Source organism: Rhodococcus sp. NPDC060084 (assembly GCF_042730335.1).
Lineage (GTDB): Bacteria > Actinomycetota > Actinomycetes > Mycobacteriales > Mycobacteriaceae > Rhodococcus.
The window spans coordinates 1-22,977 of record NZ_JBHWWX010000052.1; the positions used below are offsets into that span (position 1 = coordinate 1).

Genomic DNA, 22,977 nt, shown 5'->3' on the forward strand with positions numbered 1-22,977 from the left:
GCTACGCACCGAGTGCGTCGCCCCGGCGTCCGGGGCCGCGACTTACGTACGCGCGTCGATCGCGGTGTCGAGCACGCCCAGGTCGGCTCCGAGTTCGGCGACGGTCGCACGCACGACGGCAATGTCTTTCGACAGGAACTCGCCGACAGCGCTGCGGAACTCCGCGACGGAACCGCGCATCGCGATGTTGCCCATGACTTTGCACGACGAACTCGCGTGCGGAAGTGCCTCGAAGAGCGATTTCTCGTCGAGGCCGAGCCGGCGGCCGAGTTCTGCCGCCTCCGCCATCAGGCCGATCTCCGCCGCGAACAAGGCATTGTTGACCAGCTTGACCCGCTGGCCACTGCCGCTGGGTCCGACGTGGATGACCGGGTCACCATAACTCTTCAGCACCGGCGTCACGGCAGAGACGGCCTCGTCCGGGCCACCGACGAACAAGGTCAGCGCACCCGCCGCGATGTCGTGCGGTCCACCGCTGACCGCAGCGTCGACGACCGATACCCCGTACGGGGCCGCCTCGGCGGTCAACGTCTCGATGGAACGAGGGCTGATCGTCGTGTGGACGATCAGGGTCGAGCCCTGTGGCATACGAGCGAGCACTCCGTCGTCGAGGCATACCTGCCGGACTTGGGCGTCGGTGAAGACGCAGACCGCGACGATGTCGGCGCCGTCGCCGATGTCGGAGATGTCCGCCACCGGCCGGGCCCCGGCCGACTCGAGAGCCGATCGGGTCTCCTCGTTGCGCGCCAGAGCCCGCACGTCGTGGCCGTTCGAGACGAGACGCCCCACCATGGGCAGGCCCATGCGGCCCGCGCCGACGAAATGCACTGTGGTCACCGCGGATACTCCATCATCTCGAGGGTGGCGTCGGCTGCGGTCAGCGCGGCGCCGGGGGTGACGCCGGCTGTGTCGGCGATCTCCGCGATGTGCCGCACATCCTTGCGCAGAAGTTCACCCGCGTGCTGCGCGATACGGTCGAGTGTCCCGCCTGCCGACACCACGCGTCCGAGGGCGAAGCTGTTCGCGGTGCCGTTCGCGACGACCTCACCCAGGCGCGCCGAATCGATCCCGAGGGCCGCACCGAGTTCGAGGGTGCTTGCCGCGGCGGACAGGTTCGCGGTGAACAACAGGTTGTTGAGGAGCTTGGTGACCTGGCCCGCTCCCACTTCGCCGAGATGCACGACAGGGTTGCCGTAGGTCGAGAACACCGGACGGCACTTCTCGACGGTCTCGGCATCGCCTCCGACCATGACGAGCAGAGTGCCTGCGGCCGCGCCCATTCCGCCGCCGCTGACCGGCGCGTCGACGACCGAAACACCGCGTGTGCCGGCGATCTCGGCGAGTTCCCTGCAGGTATCCGGGTGGATCGTGCTGTGGATCGCGATCACGGCGCCTTCACGGAGTCCTTCGAGGAGCCCGTTCTCCCCGGCGACGATCTGCCGGACGTCGTCGTCACCGACCACGCACAGGCACACCAGGTCGCTCACGGCCGCGAGCTTCGCCGGTGACTCGGCGTAGGTGGCGGCAGTGTCGGCGTACGGTTCGAGGGACGCGGACCGGCGAGCCCACAGTGTGGTCTCGAAACCTGCTTCGACGATACGGCGGGCCATCGGCCCGCCCTGACTTCCGAGCCCGATGAATCCGACACGCATCACCGAACCTCCTTACCGTTCGTGGTGGTCATGACCTGAAATCCGCCGGCCGGGTGCGGCCCTCGATGCACTCCTCGAGGAACGAGATCACGCGACGGTGGTAGGCGGGTGCGGCGTAACCGATGCTCAGGTTGTGTCCACCCGACGGCTCTACCTGCACCTGAACGCGGGGTGCCTCCGTGAACATCGCCGCAACGTCGTCGAGAGCGGACGGGTCGTTGCGCCAGACCTTTTCGTGCTCGGCCGCGGTGAAGTGCACCGGTACCCGGACCTCTGCGGCGAGTGCAGGGAAGTTCTCCTGGGGCCAGGACGCCGTCACGACGCCCTCGTACGCCGGGGTGGACGACGCGATCTTCGCGCCGCCGATGATGTCGGCCGGGTAGAGATCGGCCGGGGTCCAGAGCAGTTCGCCGACGCCGCGGGCGTTCGCGTACCGATCCTTGGTGCCGAAGATGTCGGCCGCGAGCGCGTGATGCTCGCGTCCGGTGCCCGACAGTTCGAGGCCGAGGATGTCGCCGTTGCGATCGTCGACTGCCATCCGCATCGTCAACTCGCTGCCGACGGAATGTCCCCAGAGGAACACACCGGCACCGCGCGATCCCGAGCCGAGGAAAGCGTCGATCGCCGCAAACGCAAGCTCCACCCGGCGAGCGGGTTCGGACATGCCCTCGTGATGCGGGCGGGAAGACCCGTAACCCGGACGGTCGAGCGCCAGCACGGTGAATCCCTGCGCCACCGCCTCTCTCATCAGCGACAGTTCCGGATGGTCGGGGCAATCCCAGTACACGGACCGGGCGGCACCACCGTGCAGCGCGACGATCACGGCACGGGGTGCATCCGCCTCGATGAGGAGGCCGGACATCGGGATGCCCTCGACATCGACGACGCGAGAGACGGGTGAGACGCCTCCCGCGCCGTCGACGCGGGCCTCCTCGATCGGTGAGGTGCGGGGGTGAGCGGCCATCACGACTCGCTCCGGAGCAGCATCGCGCTGCCCGGGGTGAGCCCGCCGCTGCTGACGACGGCGACACGCGCATCGCGAACCTGGCGGTCGCCCGCTTCGCCGCGCAACTGTGTGACCGCTTCGTGGACGAGGCCCATGCCGTGGGTGCGGCCGTGCGAGAGCTGGCCGCCGTGCGTGTTGAGCGGGAGGATGCCGTCGCGCGCGATGTTCTTTCCTCCGTCGAGGAAGTCCTTCGCTTCGCCGATCCCGCAGAAGCCCAGTGCTTCGATCCAGGACAGGGCGTTGAAGCTGAAGCCGTCGTACAACTCCGCGACGTCGACGTCCTCCGGACGGAGCGAGGTGCGTGTCCACAGGTGCGCTGCGGGCCCGAGGACCTGCGGTTCGTGCGTGAGGGTGCTCTGGTCCCACTCGATGCGCTCGACGATTTGGGTCCCGACCGCTTCGACGCGGATGGCGGGACGGGCGAGATCGCGTGTCGTTTCGGCCGCGGAGACGATGACCGCGACGGCACCGTCGCACGGGACGTCGCAGTCGTAGAGCCCGAACGGCGTGGTGACCGGGCGTGCGGACAGGTAGTCGTCCATGGTCATCGGGTCGCGGTAGATCGCGGTCGGGTTGAGTGCTGCGTTCGCCCGCTGGTTCAACGCGATCCAGCCGAGGGTCTCGCGCGTCGTCCCGTAGCGATGGAAATGCCGCTGGGCGTTCTGGGCGAGTGTGTGTGCCGCGGAGCTGGCACCGAAGGGCATCATCCAGCTCGTGGTGCGTCCACCGGACGGGGTGATGTCGCCCGAGCGCATCATTTCGCTGTAGGTCGACTCCCACAGTGTCCGGTAGCAGAGCACGTGGCGTGCGAGCCCACTCGCCACGGCGAGCATCGCGGCGATCACCGAGCCGCTGGGACCGGGGGTTTCGAGCCCACCGTTGAACCAGGTGGGGCGCAGGCCGAGCGCGGACTCGAGCGCGCCGATGCCGCCTTCGCCGAACCCGACCAGGGGGCCGGCACCCGGGTAGGTCGACAGGCCGTCGATGTCGTCCATCGTCAGGCCGGCGTCGGCCACGGCGCGCTCACAGGCCTCGATGGTGAGGGCGATCGGATTGACCATCATGCGGCGTCCGATGTCGGACATGCCGACGCCGCTGATGGCGACTTTGTCCTCGAACTTGTCCTGAGTGACAGGGGGACGGATGTGGAACCGGATCTGGTCCGGTTCGATCTCGTCCGTCGGCAGGGGAGCAGGGGGACCCTGCTCCGCTACCGGGCGGAAGAACGGAAGCCAGACGTCGCCGTCGGCTTCGAACACGACTTCCATGCGCATGCCGAGCTCGAGTTGCTCGGCATCGCATTCCACCGTGTTGGTCGTGAGCCGCACCCGGGGGTCTTCCTCGAGTGCGACCTGCGCGATGACGAACGGCGTAGGGAGCCCGGGCAGACCGAAGCGGTGGTTGACCGTGAATCCGATGAGGGTGGCGTAACCCGAGACGACGCGCACCCCCATCTGTTTCCCCCGGCAGTAGCGGCAGATCGGCTGAGGAGGATGGATGAGAGCCGAGCACGACTCGCATTCCTGTATCCGCAGCAGGCCGTCCGCGCCTGATTTCCAGAAGAACTTGTTTTCCAGGGTCAGCTGGGGGAGGGGACGTCCGGACGCTTTCGCCGGCGTGTCCTGTGTCCCTGCGTTCCCTGATTCCTGATCGACCACCGCTGTGTCAGCCACTTACCCGAGCATCCTTACTTTTTTGCCGTGATGGGTGCTGCGAGTTCCTGTTCATCGATCAGGACCTGCAACTTTTCCAGGGTCGCGTCGAGGCCGGGGCCGATCCGCTTGCCCGGCGTGAACGTTGCGGGCAGATGCCGCATGCCCTGGATGACTCCGATCGAGTCGTAGTGAACCGTGTTCTCCGCATCGCATGTGTAATCCGGCATGCGATCGAACACGGCGATCAACATCCGCTTGAACACCGTCCGTGCCAGGTTCGACCCGATGCAGCGGTGCACACCCAGTCCGAAACTGAAGTGCCGGTTGCCCTTACGCTCGATGTCCACCGAGTTGGGCTCGTCGAACAGGGCCGGATCGCGGTTGGCCATCGCCCACGACAGCCAGACACGTTCGCCTTCCTTGACCTGCGCGCCGCTGAACTCGCAGTCCGCAGAGAAGGTGCGTCCGTCACCGGGCGTCGGAGAGAAGTAGCGCAGGAACTCCTCGGTGGCGCTGTCGAGCAGGGCGTCGCGTTCGTCGCTGAGACGCGTGCGCTCGGTGGGGTTCTCCCCGAGCCATTCGAGTGCGTGCGCGGTCAGCGCGGTGGTGGTGTCGAAGCCGCCGCCGATGAGCAGGCTGAGGATGCCCAGCAACTCCATGTCGTCGGGCTTCTCGCCGAGCACCTCGACGTCGGCGATCGCGTTGATCAGGCCCGGGCGAGGCTTCTCCCGGATCTCGAACAGGTTGGTGAGCAGGTCGATACCCATGTTGCGGTGAAGCTCACCGATGCGTGCGATGTCGGGGGAATCCGGCGGGGTGTAGATGGCCGCGTGGACCGGCTCGCAGTAGACCTCCCACTTCTTGATCGGGATGCCGAGCATCGCCAGCGTGATGACGGCCGGCACGACGTTCGCGAGGTCGTCGACGAAATCGATTCGGCCGCTCTCGATCTTCTCGTCGAGGGCGGCCTGCACGACCTCGTCGATGATCGGGATCCACTTCTGGATCGCAGCAGGGGAGAGATACGGGTTGAGGAGTGCCCGGAATTCGCGGTGCTCCGGGTCGTCCATTTCGAGAATTCCGCCGCGCACGCCGGAGGCGCGCTCGGCGGTCGGGATCATGATGCCCTTGTACCCGCGACGAACGCCCTTGATGTCGTGGTCGTTCGAGACATTGGGTGAACGGACGATGTTGAACACCTCGTCGCTACCCGCGGCGACCCAGTGGCCTCCGTGGGTGTCCGACCATGCCATGGGGCACTTCGACTGCATTTCCTCCGTGATCGGCAGGAAGTTCTCGCGGTAGTCGGCGGCGTGCCGGTCGAAATTGAAGACCGGGGTCCGGTGGGAATTGTCGGCAACGACGTCGTCGACACTCATGGTTTCCTCTCTGACGCTTCGATGGACGGACTGTTCGAAACGTTGATGGTCAGGAGATCTGGATGGCCTGCTCGGGGCACGACCGCGCGGCTTCCCGCACGTTCTCCTCGAGGTGGGCGGGCACTTCCTCGACGACGGCTGTGGCGTGACCGTCGATTTCGCTCAGTTCGAATACCTCCGGTGCCGCCATGGCGCACAGGGTGTGCCCTTGGCAGCGCTCGGGATCGACCTTCACCTTCACGATATTTCCTCCCGGTTGCGGTTGAAATTGGTTGGCGCCCGGATATTCCCACGACCACCGGGGAAAGTCCCGCGCACTGTGACGGTCAGATGTGGAAGTCGTACCACTTCAGGTACCCGCCACCGTCGACGCGCATCTGCATGCCCGTGACGTAGCGCGACTCGTCGGACGCGAGGAAGAGCACCATGTTGCTGGAGTCCTCGGGCTCGATGTACGGAATCGGCATGGCCTGCTGGACACCGAACACAGGCTCGGCGTCCGCGCGGGTCGGGTGCTCGAGGTCCGGGCGGAACGACCGGTACATGGGCTCGCTCTGCAGCATCTCGGTGTTGCAGTTCGTGGGATGCAGCGCGTTGACGCGGATCTTGCGGGGTGCCAGATGGGTCGCCAGTTCGTGAACCAGCTGGGCGATGGCACGCTTGGAGAAGACGTAGGCGACGCCGCCGAGGTCCTTGCCCGGTACGTCGACCTTGGACACGTCCATCAGGGCGGCAGTGGAACCGGTGGCGATGATCGAGCCACCCTCGGCGAGATGCGGAAGCGCGGCGTGGATCGCGTTGAGCGTGCCGACCAGGTTGGTGTCGACGACATCGGCCCACGCCTGGGTCTGCGGCTCGCCCTTCATACCGGCGACACCGGCCTGCGCGACGACGATGTCGACCTTGCCGAACTCGGCCAGCCCCTGCTCCAGGGCGGCTTTCACCTGCGCGGCCTCACGCACGTCGGCCTGGACGGCGACGATGCGCCGGCCTTCCTTCTCGACGAGCCGGACGGTCTCTTCGAGATCTTCCGGGGTCGCCATGGCGTACCCCATCGAATCGATGTTCCGGCAGATGTCGACAGCGATGATGTCGGCGCCTTCGGATGCGAGTTTGACTGCGTGACTACGGCCTTGACCACGAGCTGCGCCGGTGATAAACGCGACCTTGCCTTCAACACGTCCCACGGGAGAATCCTTTCGGAGGGGTATCGGCCGGGAGGGTTCCGGCCGAGCGGAACCGGCACCTCGAGGGGCCGGAGTGGGTGTTCTAGGTGTTGCGTCCGCCGTTGACCCCGAGGATCTGCCCGGTGATGTAGCCGGCCTCTTCCGAGATCAGGAAGGAACATGCGGCGGCGATGTCCTCGGGGCGTCCTGCCCGCCGGACCGGTGTGCGCTGGATGTGGTCTTCGATGGTTCCGCCGAGCAGCCCCTTCTCCTCGGAGCGGCGCAGCATCGGAGTGTCCACGAAGCCCGGCGGTACGGCATTGACGGTGATGCCGCTGGGCCCGTATTCGAGCGCGAGGGATTTCGTGAGGCCGTTGACCGCTGCCTTGGACGAGACGTAGGCGGACATGAACTGCTGGCCCGACTGCGCGCTCGACGACGAGATGTTGACGATGCGTCCCCATCCGGCCTCGATCATGTCGGGCAACGCGGCCTGGACGCAGTGGAACACGCCTCCGAGATTCACCGCGACGACCTTCTGCCAGGTGTCGTAGTCGATGTTCTGAAAGCGCTTGTACAGCTCGAGTCCCGCGCCGTTGACGAGGATCGTGACGGGTCCGAGTTCCGCGCGGATCTCGGCGAACGCGGCCTCGACCTGCTCACGGTCGGACACGTCGACCTTGTACTCGAACTCGTCCCCGGTGGGGTTGAGATCGAGTACGGCGACCCGATGGCCGTCCTTGCGCAAGCGTTCGGCGATGGCGCGCCCGATTCCGGAACTGCCTCCGGTGACGACGGCTGTCCTCATGCCCATGCCTCGTCCCCGACGATGGTGGTGCGGCGCATCAGGCGCTCGGACGACGGATCGTAGGGAAGGGCGCGGTGCAGCATTCCGGTGTTGTCCCACACCACGAGGTCACCGACGGCCCATTCGTGCGAATAGCAGAAGCGTTCCTGCGTCGTCCACGCGAGCAGTTCGTCGAGGAGTTCGCGGCTTTCTTCGGGGCGCATCCCGACGATGTGATCGGCGGTGGCTCCGATGACCAGCGACCGCCGGCCGTCGCGACGTTCCCACACGAGTGAGGACTCGTGGGGTTTCAGTGCGCGCCACCGGGCGACCATCTCTTCCGGCGGGTCCGGATGGACGAGACGCTGAGCGGCTTCGAAGCTGTGCACGACGCGCAACCCCTCGTAGCGCTTCTTCTCCTGCTCGGGGAGATTCTCGTAGGCCGCGTACGTGCTGGCGAATTCGGTGCCACCGCCGACCATCGCCACGTGCCGGGCCGTGAGGGTGGTGGCTTTGGCGGGCACCTCGTTGGTGGTGTCGTCGATGTGCCAGTGGAACGTGCCCTTGAGGTACTCGGCCGACGGAGTCTTGGCCGGGTCCAGCGAGACGGTGAAGATCTCCTGTCCCGGTGCCGGTGTCACGACCTTGCCGAGCTTGCGGCTGAAGGCCAGCTGGGCGTCGTCGTCGAGGTTCAGCCCCCGGACCAGCAGGACGCCCCTCCACTTGAGTGCTTCGAGCAGCTGCGCAACGACGGTGTCGTCGTCGAGGCTGTCCAAGCCGGTCACTTCTACGCCCAACGACGGACTGAGGGCTGTAGTCTGAATCACAAGAATCTCCCTTCCGGATGCGAGAACCATACTCTCGCGCAATTGCAGGTCGCAAGACCCGAGGAACGCCGCCACGACAGCGAATCCGAGGTGGGGCTCGTGGCGCAAATCACTTTCGGTCTATCTTCGCGGCTGGCCGGTTGCTAGAGTTCTCCCTAACAGAGCGAATAATTCTCATTGAAGAGAATGATGTTTTCATCCATGTGAGGAGACGGAATGTCAGTGCAGGACAACGGGTCGACCGCTGTGGCCGACGGCGCAACCTCGAACGGTGTGACGAAGCGCCTGCTCATCGACGGCGAGCTGGTCACCACCGATCGCACGTTCGCGTCCTACAACCCTGCGACCGGCGACATCGTCGGCCACGCTCCCGACGCCGGGGTGGAGGAAGCGGAAGCCGCGATCAAGGCGGCACGTCGTGCGTTCGACACGACCACGTGGTCGACCGACGTCGAATTCCGCGCCAAGTGCCTCGACCAGCTCTACCAAGCCCTGCGCGACAACGTCGAGGAGCTGCGCGAGCTGACCATCGCGGAGGTGGGTGCGCCGCGCATCCTGACCCACGGCAACCAGCTCGATGCCCCGATCGAGATCGTCAAGTACTACGCCGAACTCCTCCGGAACACACCGTTCACGGAAGAACTCGGTGAGGTCGAGTTCCGCGGACAGCCCCACCGTCGCTGGGTCGAGAAGGAAGCCGCCGGCGTCGTCGCGGCGATCGTCGCCTACAACTACCCGACACAGCTGGCGATGGCGAAGCTGCCGGCCGCGCTCGCCGCAGGCTGCACGGTGGTGCTCAAGGGCGCACCGGACACCCCGCTCGTCACGCAGGCACTCGCCGAGGTCATCGCCAACCACACCGACATCCCCGCGGGCGTGGTGAACATCCTGTCGTCGTCGCAGATCGCTCCCGGCGAACTGATGACCACCCACCCGGACGTCGACGTGGTCACCTTCACCGGCTCGACGCCGGTCGGCAAGAAGATCATGGCGGCGGCAGCCGACTCCCTCAAGCGGGTCTTCCTCGAACTCGGCGGCAAATCGGCACTCATCGTGCTCGACGACGCGGACGTCGCCACCGCCGCCCAGTTCGCGGCCTTCAGCATCTGCTCGCACGCGGGCCAGGGCTGTGCCCTCACCACTCGCCTGCTCGTGCCGCGGTCGAAGCACGACGAGATCGTCGCGCACGTCGCCGGTGTCATGCAGCACGTGCCGTTCGGTGATCCGTCGGACCCGAAGATCTACATGGGCCCGGTCATCAGCGAGAAGCAGCGCGAAAAGATCGACGCCATGGTCAAGCGCGCCGTCGACGAGGGCGCGACCCTCGTCACCGGCGGCGAGAAGGTGGATCCGGGCTGGTTCTACAAGCCGACCCTGCTCGCAAACGTGGACCCCGACAGCGAGATCGCGCAGGAAGAGGTCTTCGGACCGGTCCTGGCCGTCATCCCGTTCGACGACGACGACCACGCCGTCGAGATCGCCAACAACTCCAAGTACGGGCTCTCGGGTGGCGTGCTCAGCGCGGACGACGAGCGAGGCATCGCCATCGGGCGTCGCATCCGGACCGGCACCTTCAGTGTCAACGGCGGCAACTACTTCAGCCCCGACGTCCCGTTCGGCGGTTACAAGCAGTCCGGTATCGGTCGCGAGATGGGCGCCGCGGGCCTGGCCGAGTTCCAGCAGCTGAAGGCATTCTCGGTGGTGGTCAAGTGAGGCCGCTCGAAGGAGTGCGTGTCGTCGAGGTCGCGATGTACGGCTTCGTCCCCTCGGCGGGCGCGGTGCTCGCCGAATGGGGCGCCGACGTCATCAAGATCGAGCATGCGGTCACCGGCGACCCGCAGCGCGGCCTCCGTCAGACCGGCACCATGCGCGTCGAGGGCGACCCGAACCCGAACGTCGAGCACGCCAATCGAGGCAAGCGCAGTCTCGGACTGGACATCTCGATTCCCGAAGGCCGCGAAGTGCTGCTCGACCTCGTACGCGGCGCCGACGTCTTCCTCACGAGTTTCCTGCCGAGGGTACGTACCAAGCTGAGCATCGATGTCGACGACATCCGTGCGGTGAACCCGAAGATCGTCTACGCGCGCGGCAGCGCACTCGGGCCTCGCGGTATCGAATCCGACAAGGGTGGCTACGACATGACGGCCTTCTGGGCCCGCGCCGGTGTCGCCGCGACCCTCACCCCGGCCGGAACGGAAGGGATGATCGCTCCTCCCGGACCCGCGTTCGGCGACACCATCTCCGGCACCAACCTCGCCGGTGGGATCGCCGCAGCGCTGTTCAAGCGTGAACGAACGGGTGAGCCGTCCGTGGTCGACGTCTCGCTCCTGAGCAGCGGCGTGTGGGCCATGGGCCACACGATCGCGCTGTCGGCGCACCTCGGCGTGCACATGGAGGCGCCGAAGGCCGGCGGGCACGGATCACCGCGTAACCCGTTGTCCGGTGTGTACGGGACGGCCGACGGCCGGTACGTGTCGTTCGTGATGCTCCAGCCCGGTCGCTTCTGGGCCGACGTGTGCCGGCACATCGACCGGCCGGACCTGATCGACGATCCGCGCTTCGCGAATGCGGAGGCGATCGGTGAGAACACCGCCGAGGCGGTCGCGATCCTCCGTGAGGTCATCGGCAGCAAGCCGCTCAGCGACTGGACTCAGCGTTTCGGCACCCTTTCGGGGCCGTGGGCGCCGATCCAGGACTCGCTCCAGGTGGTGAGCGACCCCCAGGTCCGGGCGAACGAGTACCTCATCAAGGCAGGGGAACTCGAACTCGTATCCAATCCCGTGCAGTTCGACGTCGCCGCTCCCGAAAGTGGCCCGGCGCCCGAGTTCGCTGCCCAGACCGAGGAGATTCTCCTCGAACTCGGGCTGGACTGGGAACGCATCATCGAACTCAAGACCGCGGGCGCAGTCACCTAGTTCGCAAGGAGGGATCATGCCCTACATCGCTTCGATCGGAACGTATCTGCCCTGCTGGGGATCGTCGGACAGCAGGGTCGCCGGTGACGACGAGGATGCCGTCACCCTCGCCGTCGAGGCCGGTCGTGCCGCACTCGAAGCGGGCGGATCCGCCGAGTACGTGGTCGTCGTGAGCCGGGACCTGCCGCTGATGGAGAGCAGCAATGCGGCGGTCCTGCTCGCGGGGCTCGGACTCGACCCCGAGCTCGAGGTGACCGAGCGTCTCGGTGGCGCACCGGCCGCACTCGACGCTCTGGGATCGGCTCGCCCCCGCACGCTCGTGATCGGCGTCGATATCGAACCTGCCGGGGCCGCAGCGGTACTGACGTCCGATCGCGGTCTGCAGGTTCGCACGGCTGCACGGGTCTCGCGCAGCCTGCCGGTGCGGACACGGAGTGCGTCCGGCGACATCCACGACTACGGCGATCCGCGGCTGCTCGCGAAGCGCGGCTACCTCGCCTCGCTGTCGACGGCGTGGGTGGAGTCCCCCGCGATCGTGGCCGGGGTGACGTCGTCGGAAACCGGCCGTCTCGCGGCGACGCGGAGGCTGGACCTGCCCACCACAGGGGCGAGTTCGGGTCTGTTCGCCCTCGCGGCCATGGCCGAAGCCGGCATCACCGGGCCACTGGTCGGCGTGGAGCAGGCAAGCCTGTCGGGGCTGACGGTCGCCGACGGGGCGGTACAGGTGAACCGGCGGGAACGGCCGCCTCGGCCGAGACCGGCCTCCATCAGTACCGCCGAAGGGGAGATTCCGATCTCCCTGGCCGCGTACGAACGAGCATTCGAGGCGAAAGTCCGCTGGGAGGCAGGTCGTTTCGCGGACAGTGAGACTCTCGACTTTCCGCCCCGCTACCGCGTCGACGCCGACGGAACGCTGAACACCGGGTATCTACTCGTCGATCTTCCCCGGACCGGGACGGTGTACACCGAGGTCACCGTGCACATCCCGGTTCCGGGCCTGAGTACGCCCTATTCGCTGGTCGTCGTCGAACTCGACGACGTCGGAGTCCGCGCGCTGGTGCGGGTTACCGGAGCCGAAGCCGGCACGGCCGACATCGGTGACCGCGGCAGGCTGGTGTTGCGCCGGGTCGCTGTGCGGTCGGGCGTCCCGGATTACGGCTATGCGTTCGAGCCCGACGATGTCGGTACGGATGCGGAGGAGGCGGCATGAGAAACGTCGCAATCGTCGGCGCAGGAATGACCCCGTTCGCCGAGCACTTTGCGCTGGGTATGCGGGATCTGCTCCCGATGGCGTACTCCGAATGCGCCGCGAGCGTCGACAAGGGGATCGACAAGTCCGACCTGCAGGCCGCGTGGTTCGGCTCGATGGGCACCACGGACGGATTTCCGTCCGGCATCCTGGCGGACACGCTCGGGTTGCCGGAACTGCCGGTCACGCGCGTCGAGAATTCCTGTGCCACCGGGCACGACACGATCCGCAACGCGATGTTCGGGATCGCCTCGGGAGCGTACGACATCGCCCTCGTCATGGGTGCCGACAAGATCCGGGAGACGGCGTCGAAGGGCATGTTGTGGGAATGGGAGGCGATGACCCGGGACATGGCGTGGGACTACCCCCTCGGTCTCGCCCAAGCGGGCTTCGCACTCCACGTCCGGCGCTACCTGTACGAGTCCCCTGCCACCCGTGAGCACATGGCGATGGTGGCCGTGAAGAACCATCGCAACGGAATGACCAATCCGAAGGCCTGCCGGCGTTTCGAACTGACGGTGGAAGAAGTGCTCGCCGCGGACACCACGGTCACGCCGTTCGGGGTCTACGACTGCGCGCCTCAGAGCGACGGTGCCGCCGCGCTCATCCTCGTCGCGGACGACGTGGTCGATCGCTTCACGGACCGTCCTGTGTGGATCCGCGGTACCGGACTCGGCCTCGACTCCGTGATGCACCAGCACAAAGGGGATCTCACCACGCTGCCGGCGACTCGGCGTGCCGCGAAGCAGGCGTTCGCCGCGGCGGGGCTCGGTCCGGCGGACGTGGACGTCGCGGAGGTCCACGACTACTTCACCGGCATCGAACTCATCAGTTACGAGGATCTCGGTTTCGCGGAGAAATTCGAAGCGTTCAAGTTGCTGGAGTCCGGGGCCACCGATATCGGCGGTTCCCTTCCCGTGAACCCCAGTGGGGGTCTCAATACGAAGGGTCACCCACCCGGCGCGTCGGGGGTGGCGCAGTGTGTCGAACTCTTCGAGCAACTACGGGGACAGGCCGTCAATCAGGTCGATGGAGCGCGAATCGGACTTGCGCACAATGTCGGAGGTCCGACAGCGGTTGCCGCCGTGACGATTCTGGAGGGGCCCGCAACTCGATAATCTCTGCCACCCGGACAGCCCGCGCCCACGCCACGTGGGTGTGGGCTGTTCGACGTTGCACGACTGTCTCGCTTCGACGTGTGTCGGCCGAATATGTTGCAGCACTGCAAGATTGCCGTTCTGTATTCTTTGCACACCATTCACCTTTCTAGTGAATCCGTATTGCCGTGCTCACAAACAAGACTTAATGTGTGGGTCATCACATGGAGTGCTCGGGTGGGTCTTGTTCTGTGTCGCCGCGTCCCACGGCTCCGGCAGCACGATGAAAGTTGAGTGTGGATGATTCTCACGATTTCGAAGAAAGTGGGCCGCAGCCTGCTGGTCGTCCTTCTGGTGACGATCGCGGTTGTCGCGCTGCTCGGTCTTGCTCCGGGATCTGTCGCACAGGTCATCCTGGGCGAGAATGCAACACCCGAGGCTGTCGCCGCGATGGACGCCAAGCTCGGCCTCGACCAGCCGTTCTGGGCGCAGTACACGGGATGGCTCGCCGATGCGGTGCGCGGTGATCTCGGAACATCGCCGCTGACAGGGCAATCGGTCAGCGAGGCCATCGGTGAGCGACTTCCGGTGACGCTGCAACTCGCCGCTATGGGCTTGATCATCGCTCTCCTCGTCGCGCTCGTCATGGGCGTGGTTTCGGCGTCGCGCCCGGGTAGCAAGGTGGACCGCGGGATGAACGCGCTGTCGGCGGTCTTCCTGTCGGTGCCGGCCTTCATCGCCGGCCCGGTATTGATCTACTTCCTCGCGATTCAGCTCAACATCTTCCCGGTGATGGGATGGTCCCGGATCGAGGAAGGACTCGGTGAGAACCTGCGTGGCGCTCTGCTGCCGGCGCTGGCGATCGCGCTCACGGAGATCGCGGCATTCCACCGTCTGCTCCGCACCGATCTCATCGGCACGCTGCGTGAGGATTTCGTCGCCGCGGCCCGGGCCAAGGGAATGCCGTCCTGGTACGTGATGTTCCGGCACGCGCTGCGCCCCTCGTCCTTCTCGCTGATCACCGTCGCGGGCATCAACCTCGGCCGCCTCATCGGAGGCACGGTCATCGTCGAAACATTGTTCGGGCTCCCGGGTCTGGGGCAACTCGTTGCGTCGTCCATCACGTCGCGTGACGTGATCATGGTCCAGGGCATCGTGGTGTTCATCGCGGTCGTCTACGTGGGAATCAACACCCTTGTCGATCTCAGCTACCAAGTGATCGACCCGCGGGTCAGGAAGGTGGTCGGAGCATGACCCAGGTCGCGTTGGAGAAGAAGGACGACGGGCGCCCCGTCGACGAGGTAGCCACGAAACTTCCGGATGTACCCGCGGTCAAGAAGACCCGGTCGATTCTGGTGTACCTGTCGATCGCGTGGCTGGTGATCATCATCGGTGCGGCGGTCTTCGCCGGGCTCCTGCCCCTCGCTCCGTACAACATCCCGATCGGTCCGCCCCGCACGCCACCCGGCTTCGGTTCGCTGGACACGCTCCTCGGAACCGACACGCTCGGACGGTCCCTGCTCTCGCGTGTCGTCTACGGCGCCCAGGTGTCGCTCGTGATCGGTGCCGTCGCCGGCACAGTCGGCTTCGTCGTCGGCTCGCTGTTCGGGATGATCGCGGGATACTTCGGCAAGCGTGTCGACGCCGTGATCTCGCTCGTCGCCGACGCCATGCTCGCGTTTCCGCCGCTCATCCTGCTTCTCGCCCTGGCGTCGATCCTGACTCCGAGCGTCCAGACGATGCTCTTCGGGCTCGGCTTGCTGGCGATTCCGTCGTTCATCCGGTTGTCCCGGGCCAACACCCTGGCGTGGTCCTCACGCGAATTCGTCAGAGCGGCAAAGAACATGGGTGCGGGGAACGGGCGCATTCTCTTTCGAGAGATCATGCCGAACGTTCTCGCCCCGCTGGCGTCGTACATGCCGATCGTGATCGCTGCCCTGATCGTCGCCGAGGGTTCTCTGAGCTTCCTCGGGCTGGGCATTCCACCACCCCAGCCCAGTTGGGGCGGCATGATCAACGACGGTAAGGACGCCATCGCGACGTCCCCGCACCTGGTGTTCGTGCCAGCCCTTGTCATCTTCTTCACGGTGTTCGCTCTCAATCAGGTAGGCGACCACCTCCGCACCAAGTACGACCGGACGCTGCACGACTGAGTTGGCCTCGAACCGGTTGTATTCGAACATTTTCCACATGAGAGGTCGAGAATGATACGACACAGACGTCTGGTGGCCGCGTTCGCGGCCGCATGCTCTGCCGCACTGGTGCTGGGGGCATGTGGGAGCGGCGATTCCGCTTCCGCTTCCAACGCCGCCCAGAGCACCGTGGACGCGGGCGACCCCGTAGCCGGTGGTACCGGACGCATCCTGCAGATGGGTGAACCGCGCTCGCTCGACCCCGCGGCGCTGTCCAACACCTGGGCCCACCAGCCCACTCTCGGCAATGCCCTCTACGGCACGTTGATGGTCACGGCCAACGACACGCTCGAACTCGAGTACAAGATGGCGACCGACTTCTCGACTGCCGACGGCGGAAAGACCTTCACGCTGGCGTTGCGGCCCGACCTCGCGTTCAGCGACGGTAGCCCGCTCGACGCCGCGGCCGTGAAGTTCAATTGGGACCGGCTCAAGGACCCCGCACTGGGATCCACAACGATCCGGCAGGCTGTGCAGATCGAATCGACCGAGGTGGTCGACCCGACGACGATGCGTGTGACGATGGTCGAGCCGAACCCCCAGTTCGGCCAGGCGCTCGTTGCCGGCGCACTCAACTGGATCGCATCCCCGGCCGCACTCGAGAAGGGCGCTGCGGCATTCGACGAGAATCCCGTCGGAGCAGGACCTTTCACGCTCGTGAGCTGGACGCGTCAGGACTCGATCGAGCTCGAGAAGAACGCCGGGTACTGGGACGCACCGAAGCCCTATCTCGACAAGCTTGTGATTCGCACCGTGGCCGACGCCAACCAGCGTTCCAACGCGATGACCACCGGTGGGGCCGACCTCACCACGGAGACGAGCTGGACCAACATCAACAAGGCCGAGGCCGCCGGCCTGCAGTACCTTGTCGCGTCGACCGGTGGTGGCCAGTTCGCCGGTATGAATCAACGCCGCGCACCGTTCGACGACGCCCGGGCACGACGTGCCGTGTCGCTCGCTGTCGATCTCGACGCCGTGAACACCGTGGTCTACAACGGTGAGGGCGAAGTGCCGAAGACCTTGTTCCCCGAGGATTCCCCGTACTACGCCGATATCCCCTTGAGCACGACGGATGCCGCCGAGGCACAGCGTCTCTTCGATGAGCTCGCCGCGGAGGGCAAGCCGGTGTCGTTCACCTTCCTGTCCTACCCGACAAGCGAGAGTCGCGTGCTGGGTGAGGCAATCCAGGCTCAGCTCAGTGCATTCCAGAATGTGGAGATGAAGGTCGAGGTAGCCGATTTCCCCGCGGTGACAGCACGTGCGGGTGCCCGCGACTTCGACATGCTCGTCTCGTCCACGATCACCCAGGATCCGGATTACGCGCTGACCATGGCGTTCGACTCGCAGTCGAGCGGAAACTTCATGGGCGTGAACAATCCGGAACTCGACGCCGCGCTCGAGCGGGGCCGGTTCGGCCAGACCGCCGAGGAGCGCAAAGCGGCGTACGACGAGGCACAGCAGATCATCGCCGACACGGTGGTGGGTCTCTGGTACGTCCGGGCGTTGCCGTCGGTGACCTTCGGCAAGAACCTGCACGGCGCACAGATTTACACACTCGGGTCTCCTCTTCCCGAAGAGTTCTGGATCAGTAACTAGCCGACACGAGGAAAGGGCCGGCTCGCCGTGAATGCTCAGCCGCTTCTCGAAGTGAGAAATCTACGTGCCTACATCGGTACGCCGCGTGGCACCGTCCGTGCAGTGGACGACGTGTCGCTCGACCTGGATTCCGGACAGGCGCTGGGTATCGTCGGCGAGTCCGGCTCCGGCAAATCGGTGATGGCCCGCGCGATCATGGGGCTCATGCCTCCGCGTTCGGGTCGATCCGGCCACGTGACGTTCAGGGGCCGTGACCTGCTGTCCCTGACGAAGAAGGAGAAGCTGGAGATCTGGGGAAACCAGATCGCCATGGTTTTCCAGGACCCGGGGCGTTCGCTCAACCCGGTGGTCAAGGTCGAGCGTCAGCTCACCGAGGGGATGCGGCGGCATCTCGGGGTGAGCCGGTCCGAAGCGCGGACCCGAGCGTTGAAGCTTCTCGAAGAAGTAGGCGTTCCGGACCCCGAACGACGGCTGGGCAACTATCCCCACGAGATGTCCGGCGGTATGCGCCAGCGCGTGATGCTCGCGATCGCGCTGGCATGTGAACCGGATCTGCTCATCGCGGACGAGCCGACCACCGCCCTCGACGTCACCGTGCAACGGCAGATCCTGGACCTGCTCCGCCGCGTCCAACGCGACCGGGACATGTCGATGATGCTCATCAGCCACGACCTCGCCGTCGTCGCCGGTCGCACGGACCGCGTGGCGGTGATGTACGCGGGACGGCTCGCGGAGGTGGGATCCACCCGAGAGGTGTTCGATGCGCCGATGCATCGCTACACCCACGCGCTCCTGGGGGCGACACCGACGATCGATCACGAGCGGCACGCACCGCTGCGCCTGATCGAGGGGTCGCTGCCCGATCCCACCGATCCGCCTCAGGGGTGCCGATTCGCGCCGCGCTGCACCCATGTTGCGGACGAGTGCACCGTCGCGCCGATCGGTCTCGAATCGGTCGGTATCGACCATGAGGTCGCATGTCTGCGTCCCGTCGTTCCGGCGGTCGGCGCTGTATCCGGAGGTGAATCGCATGGCGGGTAGTGGTACCGCTCATCTGCGGGGCGAAGAGGCCCTGCTCAGTGTTCAGGATCTCGTGGTGGAGTACCCGACGGATGCCGGCACCGTACAGGCGGTGTCGAAGATCAGCTTCGACGTACTGGCCGGCGAGACGCTGGGAATCGTCGGCGAATCGGGATGCGGCAAGTCGACGACCGGCCGCGCCGTCCTCCGGCTCGACCGGGTGACGTCGGGGCGAATCCGCTTCGGAGAAGAGTGGATCGAGGGTGCGAGCGAAAAGCACATGCGTTCGCTCCGCCGGGATATGCAGATGATCTTCCAGGACCCGGTGTCCTCGCTCAATCCCCGCCGCGCCGTCAAGGACATCGTGGTCGAGGGGATGACCATTGCGGGCGCGTCGTCCGAGTCACGCGAGAAGGCCTCGGCGTCGGTTCTCGAGCAGGTCGGTCTCCCGGGCGACCGATTCGCGAACGTGCTCCCACGGCAGTTGTCCGGGGGACAGGCGCAGCGCGTGGCGATCGCGCGGGCGCTCGCGCTCGAGCCGAGGCTCCTCATTTGCGATGAACCTGTGTCGGCCCTGGACGTTTCGGTGCAAGCGCAGATCCTCAACCTCATCGAGGAACTGAAGACGAAGTTCGCTCTGACGGTGGTGTTCATCGCCCACGATCTCGGGGTGGTACGCACCGTCAGCGACAACGTGATGGTCATGTACCTCGGCAAGGTGTGTGAATTCGGTGATTCGATCGAGATCTACGATGATCCCGCTCATCCGTACACGCGCGCCCTACTCGATTCGGTTCCCCTGACCGATCCCGAGAAAGCGTTTGCAGGGCCGGCTCTGGCGGGCGACGTACCGTCGCCCCTTGCGCCTCCGACGGGATGCCGGTTCAGGACCCGCTGCCCGAAGGCCCAGGATCGTTGCGCCGAGGAAGAACCCGAGATGCGGGAGGTACGGCCGGGACAGTTTGCGGCGTGCCACTTCCCGTTGCCGTCGGTCACGGGACGGAAGAACCTTTTCGAGACGGTGGAGTCCGAACCTGCCGAGACGGAAGCCGTGGAGATCGAAACGGGGGACACCGAAAGGGGCGACACCGAAACGGGCGACACCGAACTGGTGAACGCCGATGGGTGACGGTGGTTCCCGGAGCACCGGGCGCCTGTGAATGCCGTAGTGCCGGCCGTCCGGACCGGTCCGACCATCTGGGTGCTGGTCTTTGCCGGAATCGTCACCACGCTGATGTCCACGTTGGTGATTCCGCTCCTCGTCGACTTGCCGGAACTACTCGGAACAAGTCCCGCGAATGCGTCCTGGGTCGTCACGGTGACCTTGTTGTCCGGAGCGGTCGCCACCCCCGTGACCGGCCGGCTGGGCGACATGTACGGCGCACGACGGATCCTGCTGCTGTGCACGGTGCCGCTGATCCTCGGGTCGTTCCTGTGTGCGATGTCGTCGAGCCTGGAACCCATGCTCGTCGGACGCGCACTGCAGGGCGCAGGATTCGGCATCGTTCCGCTCGGTATCAGCGCACTGCGCTCGCTGGTCTCTCCCGAGCGCCTGGGATCGGCGATCGCACTGATGAGTTCGTCGCTGGGCATCGGCGGAGCACTCGGACTTCCGGTCGCCGCAATCGTCGCGCAGACCACGAGCTGGCGAATGTTGTTCTGGGGAGTCGGAATCCTCAGCGTGGTGATGGCGATCCTCATCGCATGGGTCGTACGGGACACACCGGCGAACGAGCACAGGGGCAAGTTCGACGGATTCGGCGCGTTCGGTCTGTCGGTGGCACTGGTATGCCTGTTGCTCGCGGTGTCCAAAGGCGGTGACTGGGGATGGACCGCGGGACTGACCTTGACGCTGCTCGCGGTGTCCATCGTGGTGCTTCTCGGCTGGGGACGTTGGGAGCTTCGAGCCGACAGTCCTCTGGTGGACCTCCGGGTGGCGATGGGCAACCGGGTGCTCGTGACCAATATCGTCACCATCCTGATCGGCTTCTCGATGTACTTCCAGGCCTTGCTCGTCCCTCAGATCCGGGTGCTGCCCGAGTCCACGGGATACGGCCTGGGGCAATCGATGATCGTCATGGGACTCTGGTGTGCGCCCGCCGGCCTGCTGATGATGGTGATCTCACCACCGGGCGCACGCCTCACGACCGCGCGTGGTCCCCGGACGACGCTCTGCACCGGTTGCCTGATGATGGCCGCGGCATACGGTTCGTCGCTGTTCATGATGGGATCGACCTGGGGACTGCTGGTGATCACCTGTTGCATCGCTGCGGGAATCGGGCTGGCCTACGGTGCAATTCCGACTCTGCTCATGGGAGCGGTGCCGCTGACGGAGGTCTCGTCCGCGAACAGCGTCAACACGTTGCTGCGTTCGCTGGGCAGTACGGTATCCGCAGCGGTCGCAGGAGTTGTCCTGGCACAGATGAGCATCATGTTCGCAGGCAACACGATTCCCACCGAGAACGGATTCCTCGTGGGCATGCTGATCGGTGGCGCCGCGGCACTTCTCGCGGCGCTCGCCACCGTGGCGATCCGCGGAGCGCAACCCGGCGGTACGGAGACCCCGGTTCCCGGCATCGCGGCACAGTCGCCGGCCGATGCCTCGTCGCGCTCCGCGGTCACCGGCCCGGGGACAGCGTCCGCACGGTGAGTGCGTCGAGCAGAGGAACTTGTCAGGCAGAGGGACTTGTCAGGCAGAGAGCTTACTGAGGGGATGCTCCGACGACACGCGACGCGGTCGCGCCCGGTCGCCGGACCGGATATCGATCGTGCTGAGGCGGTCGTCGCAGATCCGGACGAGGTCCGTGAGGACCTGCGGGTCGAGCCGGTTCCAGCGGTGTTTGGTCAGGAGCCTGCGTAGCCGATGGAAATAGTCCTCGGGGGATATCCCGAAGGTGACGAAGATGTCTTCGTCGGGCCCGCCGTTCCAGTGGCGCCACTTTACGGCGAAGGCGAGTAGTGCAGCTTCATCGGTCATCGCGCCGTCTCCTTCTATTGTGGGGGTGTGGATGCACTGCGCATCAACGCAATTGGTCCTTCATGACTTTGCCTGTCGCGTTCAGTGGCAGGGCTTCGAGATACTCGATGGCCCGAGGGGCCTTGAACCCGGCCATTCGCTCCCGGCTCCAGGCGAGCAACTCCTCCGGCGGTACCGGATTCGCCGACACGACGAATGCCTTTGCGACCTGTCCGAGGCGCTCATCCGGGATACCGATCACGGCGACCTGGTCGACGGCCGGGTGTTCGAGCAGAAACCCCTCGATTTCCGCGGGATATGCATTGAAGCCACCGACTATGAACATGTCTTTCTTTCGGCCGACGATCCGCAGGCGGCCGTCGTCGTCCAGCGTCCCGAGATCTCCGGTATGCAACCAGCCTTCGAGGTCGACAGCTTCCGAGGTTGCCTCCGGATCGTCGAAATAGCCCTGCATGACATTGTAGCCACGGATGAGCACTTCTCCGTCGTCCGCAATGCGGACTTCTATTCCCTCACAAGGAATCCCGACCGTAGTGGCGATTTGTTCGAAAGTGTCGCCGGGCCGGGATGCGGTGGCCGTACCGGCTTCGCTCAGCCCGTACCCGGTCATGATGGTTCGAAACGGCAGTTCGTTGCTGATACGCCGGATCAGATCGACGGGGATGTCTGCCGACCCGGTCACCGCTGCACGCAACGACGAGAGGTCCCGTGTGCCCTGTGCGGCCAGAAGGGACTGGTAGAGCGTCGGTGGGCCCGGAAGTACGGTGACCCGTTCGCGTTCGACCAGTTCGAGAACTCTGTCGACATCGAGAACGGGCACCGGGAGTACGGTGGCGCCCCGGACCATCGACGCGATCAGGCCGGCTTTGTAGCCGAACATGTGGAAGAAGGGGTTGACGACCATATATTTGTCGCCCTTGCGGAGATCGGCGAGGTCGCACCACTCCGAGAACATCCGGAGAGTCTGGGTGTGGTTCATCATGACGCCCTTGGGACGTCCGGTGGTTCCCGAGGTGTACATGATGTCGGCGATATCGTTGCCGCTCAGCCTGCGGGCGAAGGGATTTCCGCTCTCCAGGAATCCCGACCTCATATCGAACGTAGGCACTCCTGCCGGCGTCCGGAATTCGGTACCGAGGAAGCCGTTCTGGACGAGCACGACCTTCGCTCCGCTTCGGCGGATGATGTCGCCGGCCTCATCCTCTTTGTAGCGCGTGTTGACGGGGACGAGGATTCCGCCCGCCGCGAGCAGCCCGAAGGCCGCGACGATCCATTCTGCGGAGTTGGGGGCCCAGATCGCTACCCGGTCACCCTTGTCGATGCCGGCCGCGGCGAATGCTCCTGCGGCCCGGCGGATGCGGGCGGTGAGCTCGGTGAAGGTGAGCCGGAGGTCCCCGTCGACGACCGCTTCGGCATCGCCGAAGCCGGAGTGCCGTGTGGTGGCCCAAAAGGGGGGGGT

The 22,977-nt window shown here is 65.7% G+C and carries 21 protein-coding genes; 10 read left to right on the top strand and 11 right to left on the bottom strand.

The features are described from left to right. Positions 1-42: 42 nt before the first annotated feature. The 9 genes from ACFWBU_RS19495 to ACFWBU_RS19535 all read right to left on the bottom strand — a co-directional run bounded on the left by ACFWBU_RS19495 (position 43) and on the right by ACFWBU_RS19535 (position 8,472). Positions 43-837, bottom strand: coding sequence for an NAD(P)-dependent oxidoreductase (locus tag ACFWBU_RS19495; protein ID WP_169622039.1), 795 nt, complete (start codon positions 835-837; stop codon positions 43-45). Next, positions 834-1,652 carry an NAD(P)-dependent oxidoreductase gene (locus ACFWBU_RS19500; RefSeq protein ID WP_378529023.1) on the bottom strand — a complete coding sequence of 273 codons (819 nt, stop codon included), beginning with the start codon at positions 1,650-1,652 and terminating at the stop codon, positions 834-836. The genes ACFWBU_RS19495 and ACFWBU_RS19500 overlap by 4 nt, the downstream gene beginning before the upstream one ends. 28 nt (positions 1,653-1,680) lie before the next feature. Then, positions 1,681-2,616, bottom strand: a complete 936-nt coding sequence (locus ACFWBU_RS19505) for an alpha/beta hydrolase (RefSeq protein WP_296550711.1) — start codon at positions 2,614-2,616, stop codon at positions 1,681-1,683. Continuing rightward, positions 2,616-4,316, bottom strand: a complete 1,701-nt coding sequence (locus ACFWBU_RS19510) for an OB-fold domain-containing protein (RefSeq protein ID WP_169651606.1) — start codon at positions 4,314-4,316, stop codon at positions 2,616-2,618. The genes ACFWBU_RS19505 and ACFWBU_RS19510 overlap by 1 nt, the downstream gene beginning before the upstream one ends. A 29-nt stretch (positions 4,317-4,345) precedes the next feature. Further along, positions 4,346-5,692 (bottom strand): cytochrome P450, encoded by a 1,347-nt coding sequence (locus ACFWBU_RS19515; protein WP_169622042.1) that lies wholly within the window; start codon positions 5,690-5,692, stop codon positions 4,346-4,348. A 49-nt stretch (positions 5,693-5,741) separates the two neighbouring features. Beyond that, positions 5,742-5,933 carry a ferredoxin gene (locus tag ACFWBU_RS19520; protein ID WP_169622043.1) on the bottom strand — a complete coding sequence of 64 codons (192 nt, stop codon included), beginning with the start codon at positions 5,931-5,933 and terminating at the stop codon, positions 5,742-5,744. A gap of 85 nt (positions 5,934-6,018) precedes the next feature. Continuing rightward, on the bottom strand, positions 6,019-6,879 hold the full coding sequence (locus ACFWBU_RS19525) for a mycofactocin-coupled SDR family oxidoreductase (RefSeq protein ID WP_169651533.1): 861 nt from the start codon (positions 6,877-6,879) through the stop codon (positions 6,019-6,021). A gap of 82 nt (positions 6,880-6,961) precedes the next feature. Then, positions 6,962-7,666, bottom strand: a complete 705-nt coding sequence (locus ACFWBU_RS19530; RefSeq protein WP_169622191.1) for an SDR family NAD(P)-dependent oxidoreductase — start codon at positions 7,664-7,666, stop codon at positions 6,962-6,964. Continuing rightward, positions 7,663-8,472 carry a TauD/TfdA family dioxygenase gene (locus ACFWBU_RS19535; RefSeq protein WP_169622045.1) on the bottom strand — a complete coding sequence of 270 codons (810 nt, stop codon included), beginning with the start codon at positions 8,470-8,472 and terminating at the stop codon, positions 7,663-7,665. The genes ACFWBU_RS19530 and ACFWBU_RS19535 overlap by 4 nt, the downstream gene beginning before the upstream one ends. A gap of 216 nt (positions 8,473-8,688) precedes the next feature. Between ACFWBU_RS19535 and ACFWBU_RS19540 the strand changes: the two genes are divergently transcribed. The 10 genes from ACFWBU_RS19540 (at position 8,689) to ACFWBU_RS19585 (ending at position 21,191) form a co-directional block, all read left to right on the top strand. Next, positions 8,689-10,185, top strand: a complete 1,497-nt coding sequence (locus tag ACFWBU_RS19540; protein ID WP_169622046.1) for an aldehyde dehydrogenase family protein — start codon at positions 8,689-8,691, stop codon at positions 10,183-10,185. After that, entirely contained in the window at positions 10,182-11,387 is a 1,206-nt protein-coding gene (locus ACFWBU_RS19545; RefSeq protein ID WP_169651531.1) for a CoA transferase, read from the top strand. The genes ACFWBU_RS19540 and ACFWBU_RS19545 overlap by 4 nt, the downstream gene beginning before the upstream one ends. Positions 11,388-11,403: 16 nt before the next feature. Next, positions 11,404-12,597 (top strand): OB-fold domain-containing protein, encoded by a 1,194-nt coding sequence (locus ACFWBU_RS19550; RefSeq protein WP_169622048.1) that lies wholly within the window; start codon positions 11,404-11,406, stop codon positions 12,595-12,597. Beyond that, positions 12,594-13,754, top strand: a complete 1,161-nt coding sequence (locus ACFWBU_RS19555; protein WP_169622049.1) for a thiolase family protein — start codon at positions 12,594-12,596, stop codon at positions 13,752-13,754. The genes ACFWBU_RS19550 and ACFWBU_RS19555 overlap by 4 nt, the downstream gene beginning before the upstream one ends. Positions 13,755-14,033: 279 nt before the next feature. Next, on the top strand, positions 14,034-14,987 hold the full coding sequence (locus tag ACFWBU_RS19560; RefSeq protein WP_169622050.1) for an ABC transporter permease: 954 nt from the start codon (positions 14,034-14,036) through the stop codon (positions 14,985-14,987). Then, positions 14,984-15,886 carry an ABC transporter permease gene (locus ACFWBU_RS19565; RefSeq protein ID WP_169622051.1) on the top strand — a complete coding sequence of 301 codons (903 nt, stop codon included), beginning with the start codon at positions 14,984-14,986 and terminating at the stop codon, positions 15,884-15,886. The genes ACFWBU_RS19560 and ACFWBU_RS19565 overlap by 4 nt, the downstream gene beginning before the upstream one ends. Before the next feature lie 51 nt (positions 15,887-15,937). Continuing rightward, on the top strand, positions 15,938-17,521 hold the full coding sequence (locus ACFWBU_RS19570) for an ABC transporter substrate-binding protein (protein WP_169622052.1): 1,584 nt from the start codon (positions 15,938-15,940) through the stop codon (positions 17,519-17,521). A gap of 102 nt (positions 17,522-17,623) precedes the next feature. After that, complete coding sequence (locus ACFWBU_RS19575) at positions 17,624-18,562, top strand: ABC transporter ATP-binding protein (protein WP_296550713.1); 939 nt, start codon at positions 17,624-17,626, stop codon at positions 18,560-18,562. Then, positions 18,552-19,670, top strand: a complete 1,119-nt coding sequence (locus tag ACFWBU_RS19580) for an ABC transporter ATP-binding protein (protein ID WP_169622054.1) — start codon at positions 18,552-18,554, stop codon at positions 19,668-19,670. The genes ACFWBU_RS19575 and ACFWBU_RS19580 overlap by 11 nt, the downstream gene beginning before the upstream one ends. 27 nt (positions 19,671-19,697) lie before the next feature. After that, a complete protein-coding gene (locus ACFWBU_RS19585; protein WP_378529025.1) occupies positions 19,698-21,191 on the top strand; it encodes an MFS transporter in 1,494 nt (497 codons plus the stop codon). 39 nt (positions 21,192-21,230) lie between these two features. Here ACFWBU_RS19585 and ACFWBU_RS19590 read toward each other — a convergent pair whose 3' ends face one another. Both ACFWBU_RS19590 and ACFWBU_RS19595 read right to left on the bottom strand, forming a co-directional pair. Further along, a complete protein-coding gene (locus ACFWBU_RS19590) occupies positions 21,231-21,518 on the bottom strand; it encodes a DUF3263 domain-containing protein (RefSeq protein WP_169622056.1) in 288 nt (95 codons plus the stop codon). A 43-nt stretch (positions 21,519-21,561) separates the two neighbouring features. After that, positions 21,562-22,977 (bottom strand): FadD3 family acyl-CoA ligase (locus tag ACFWBU_RS19595; protein ID WP_378529027.1); only part of this gene is annotated, 1,416 nt, incomplete at its 5' end.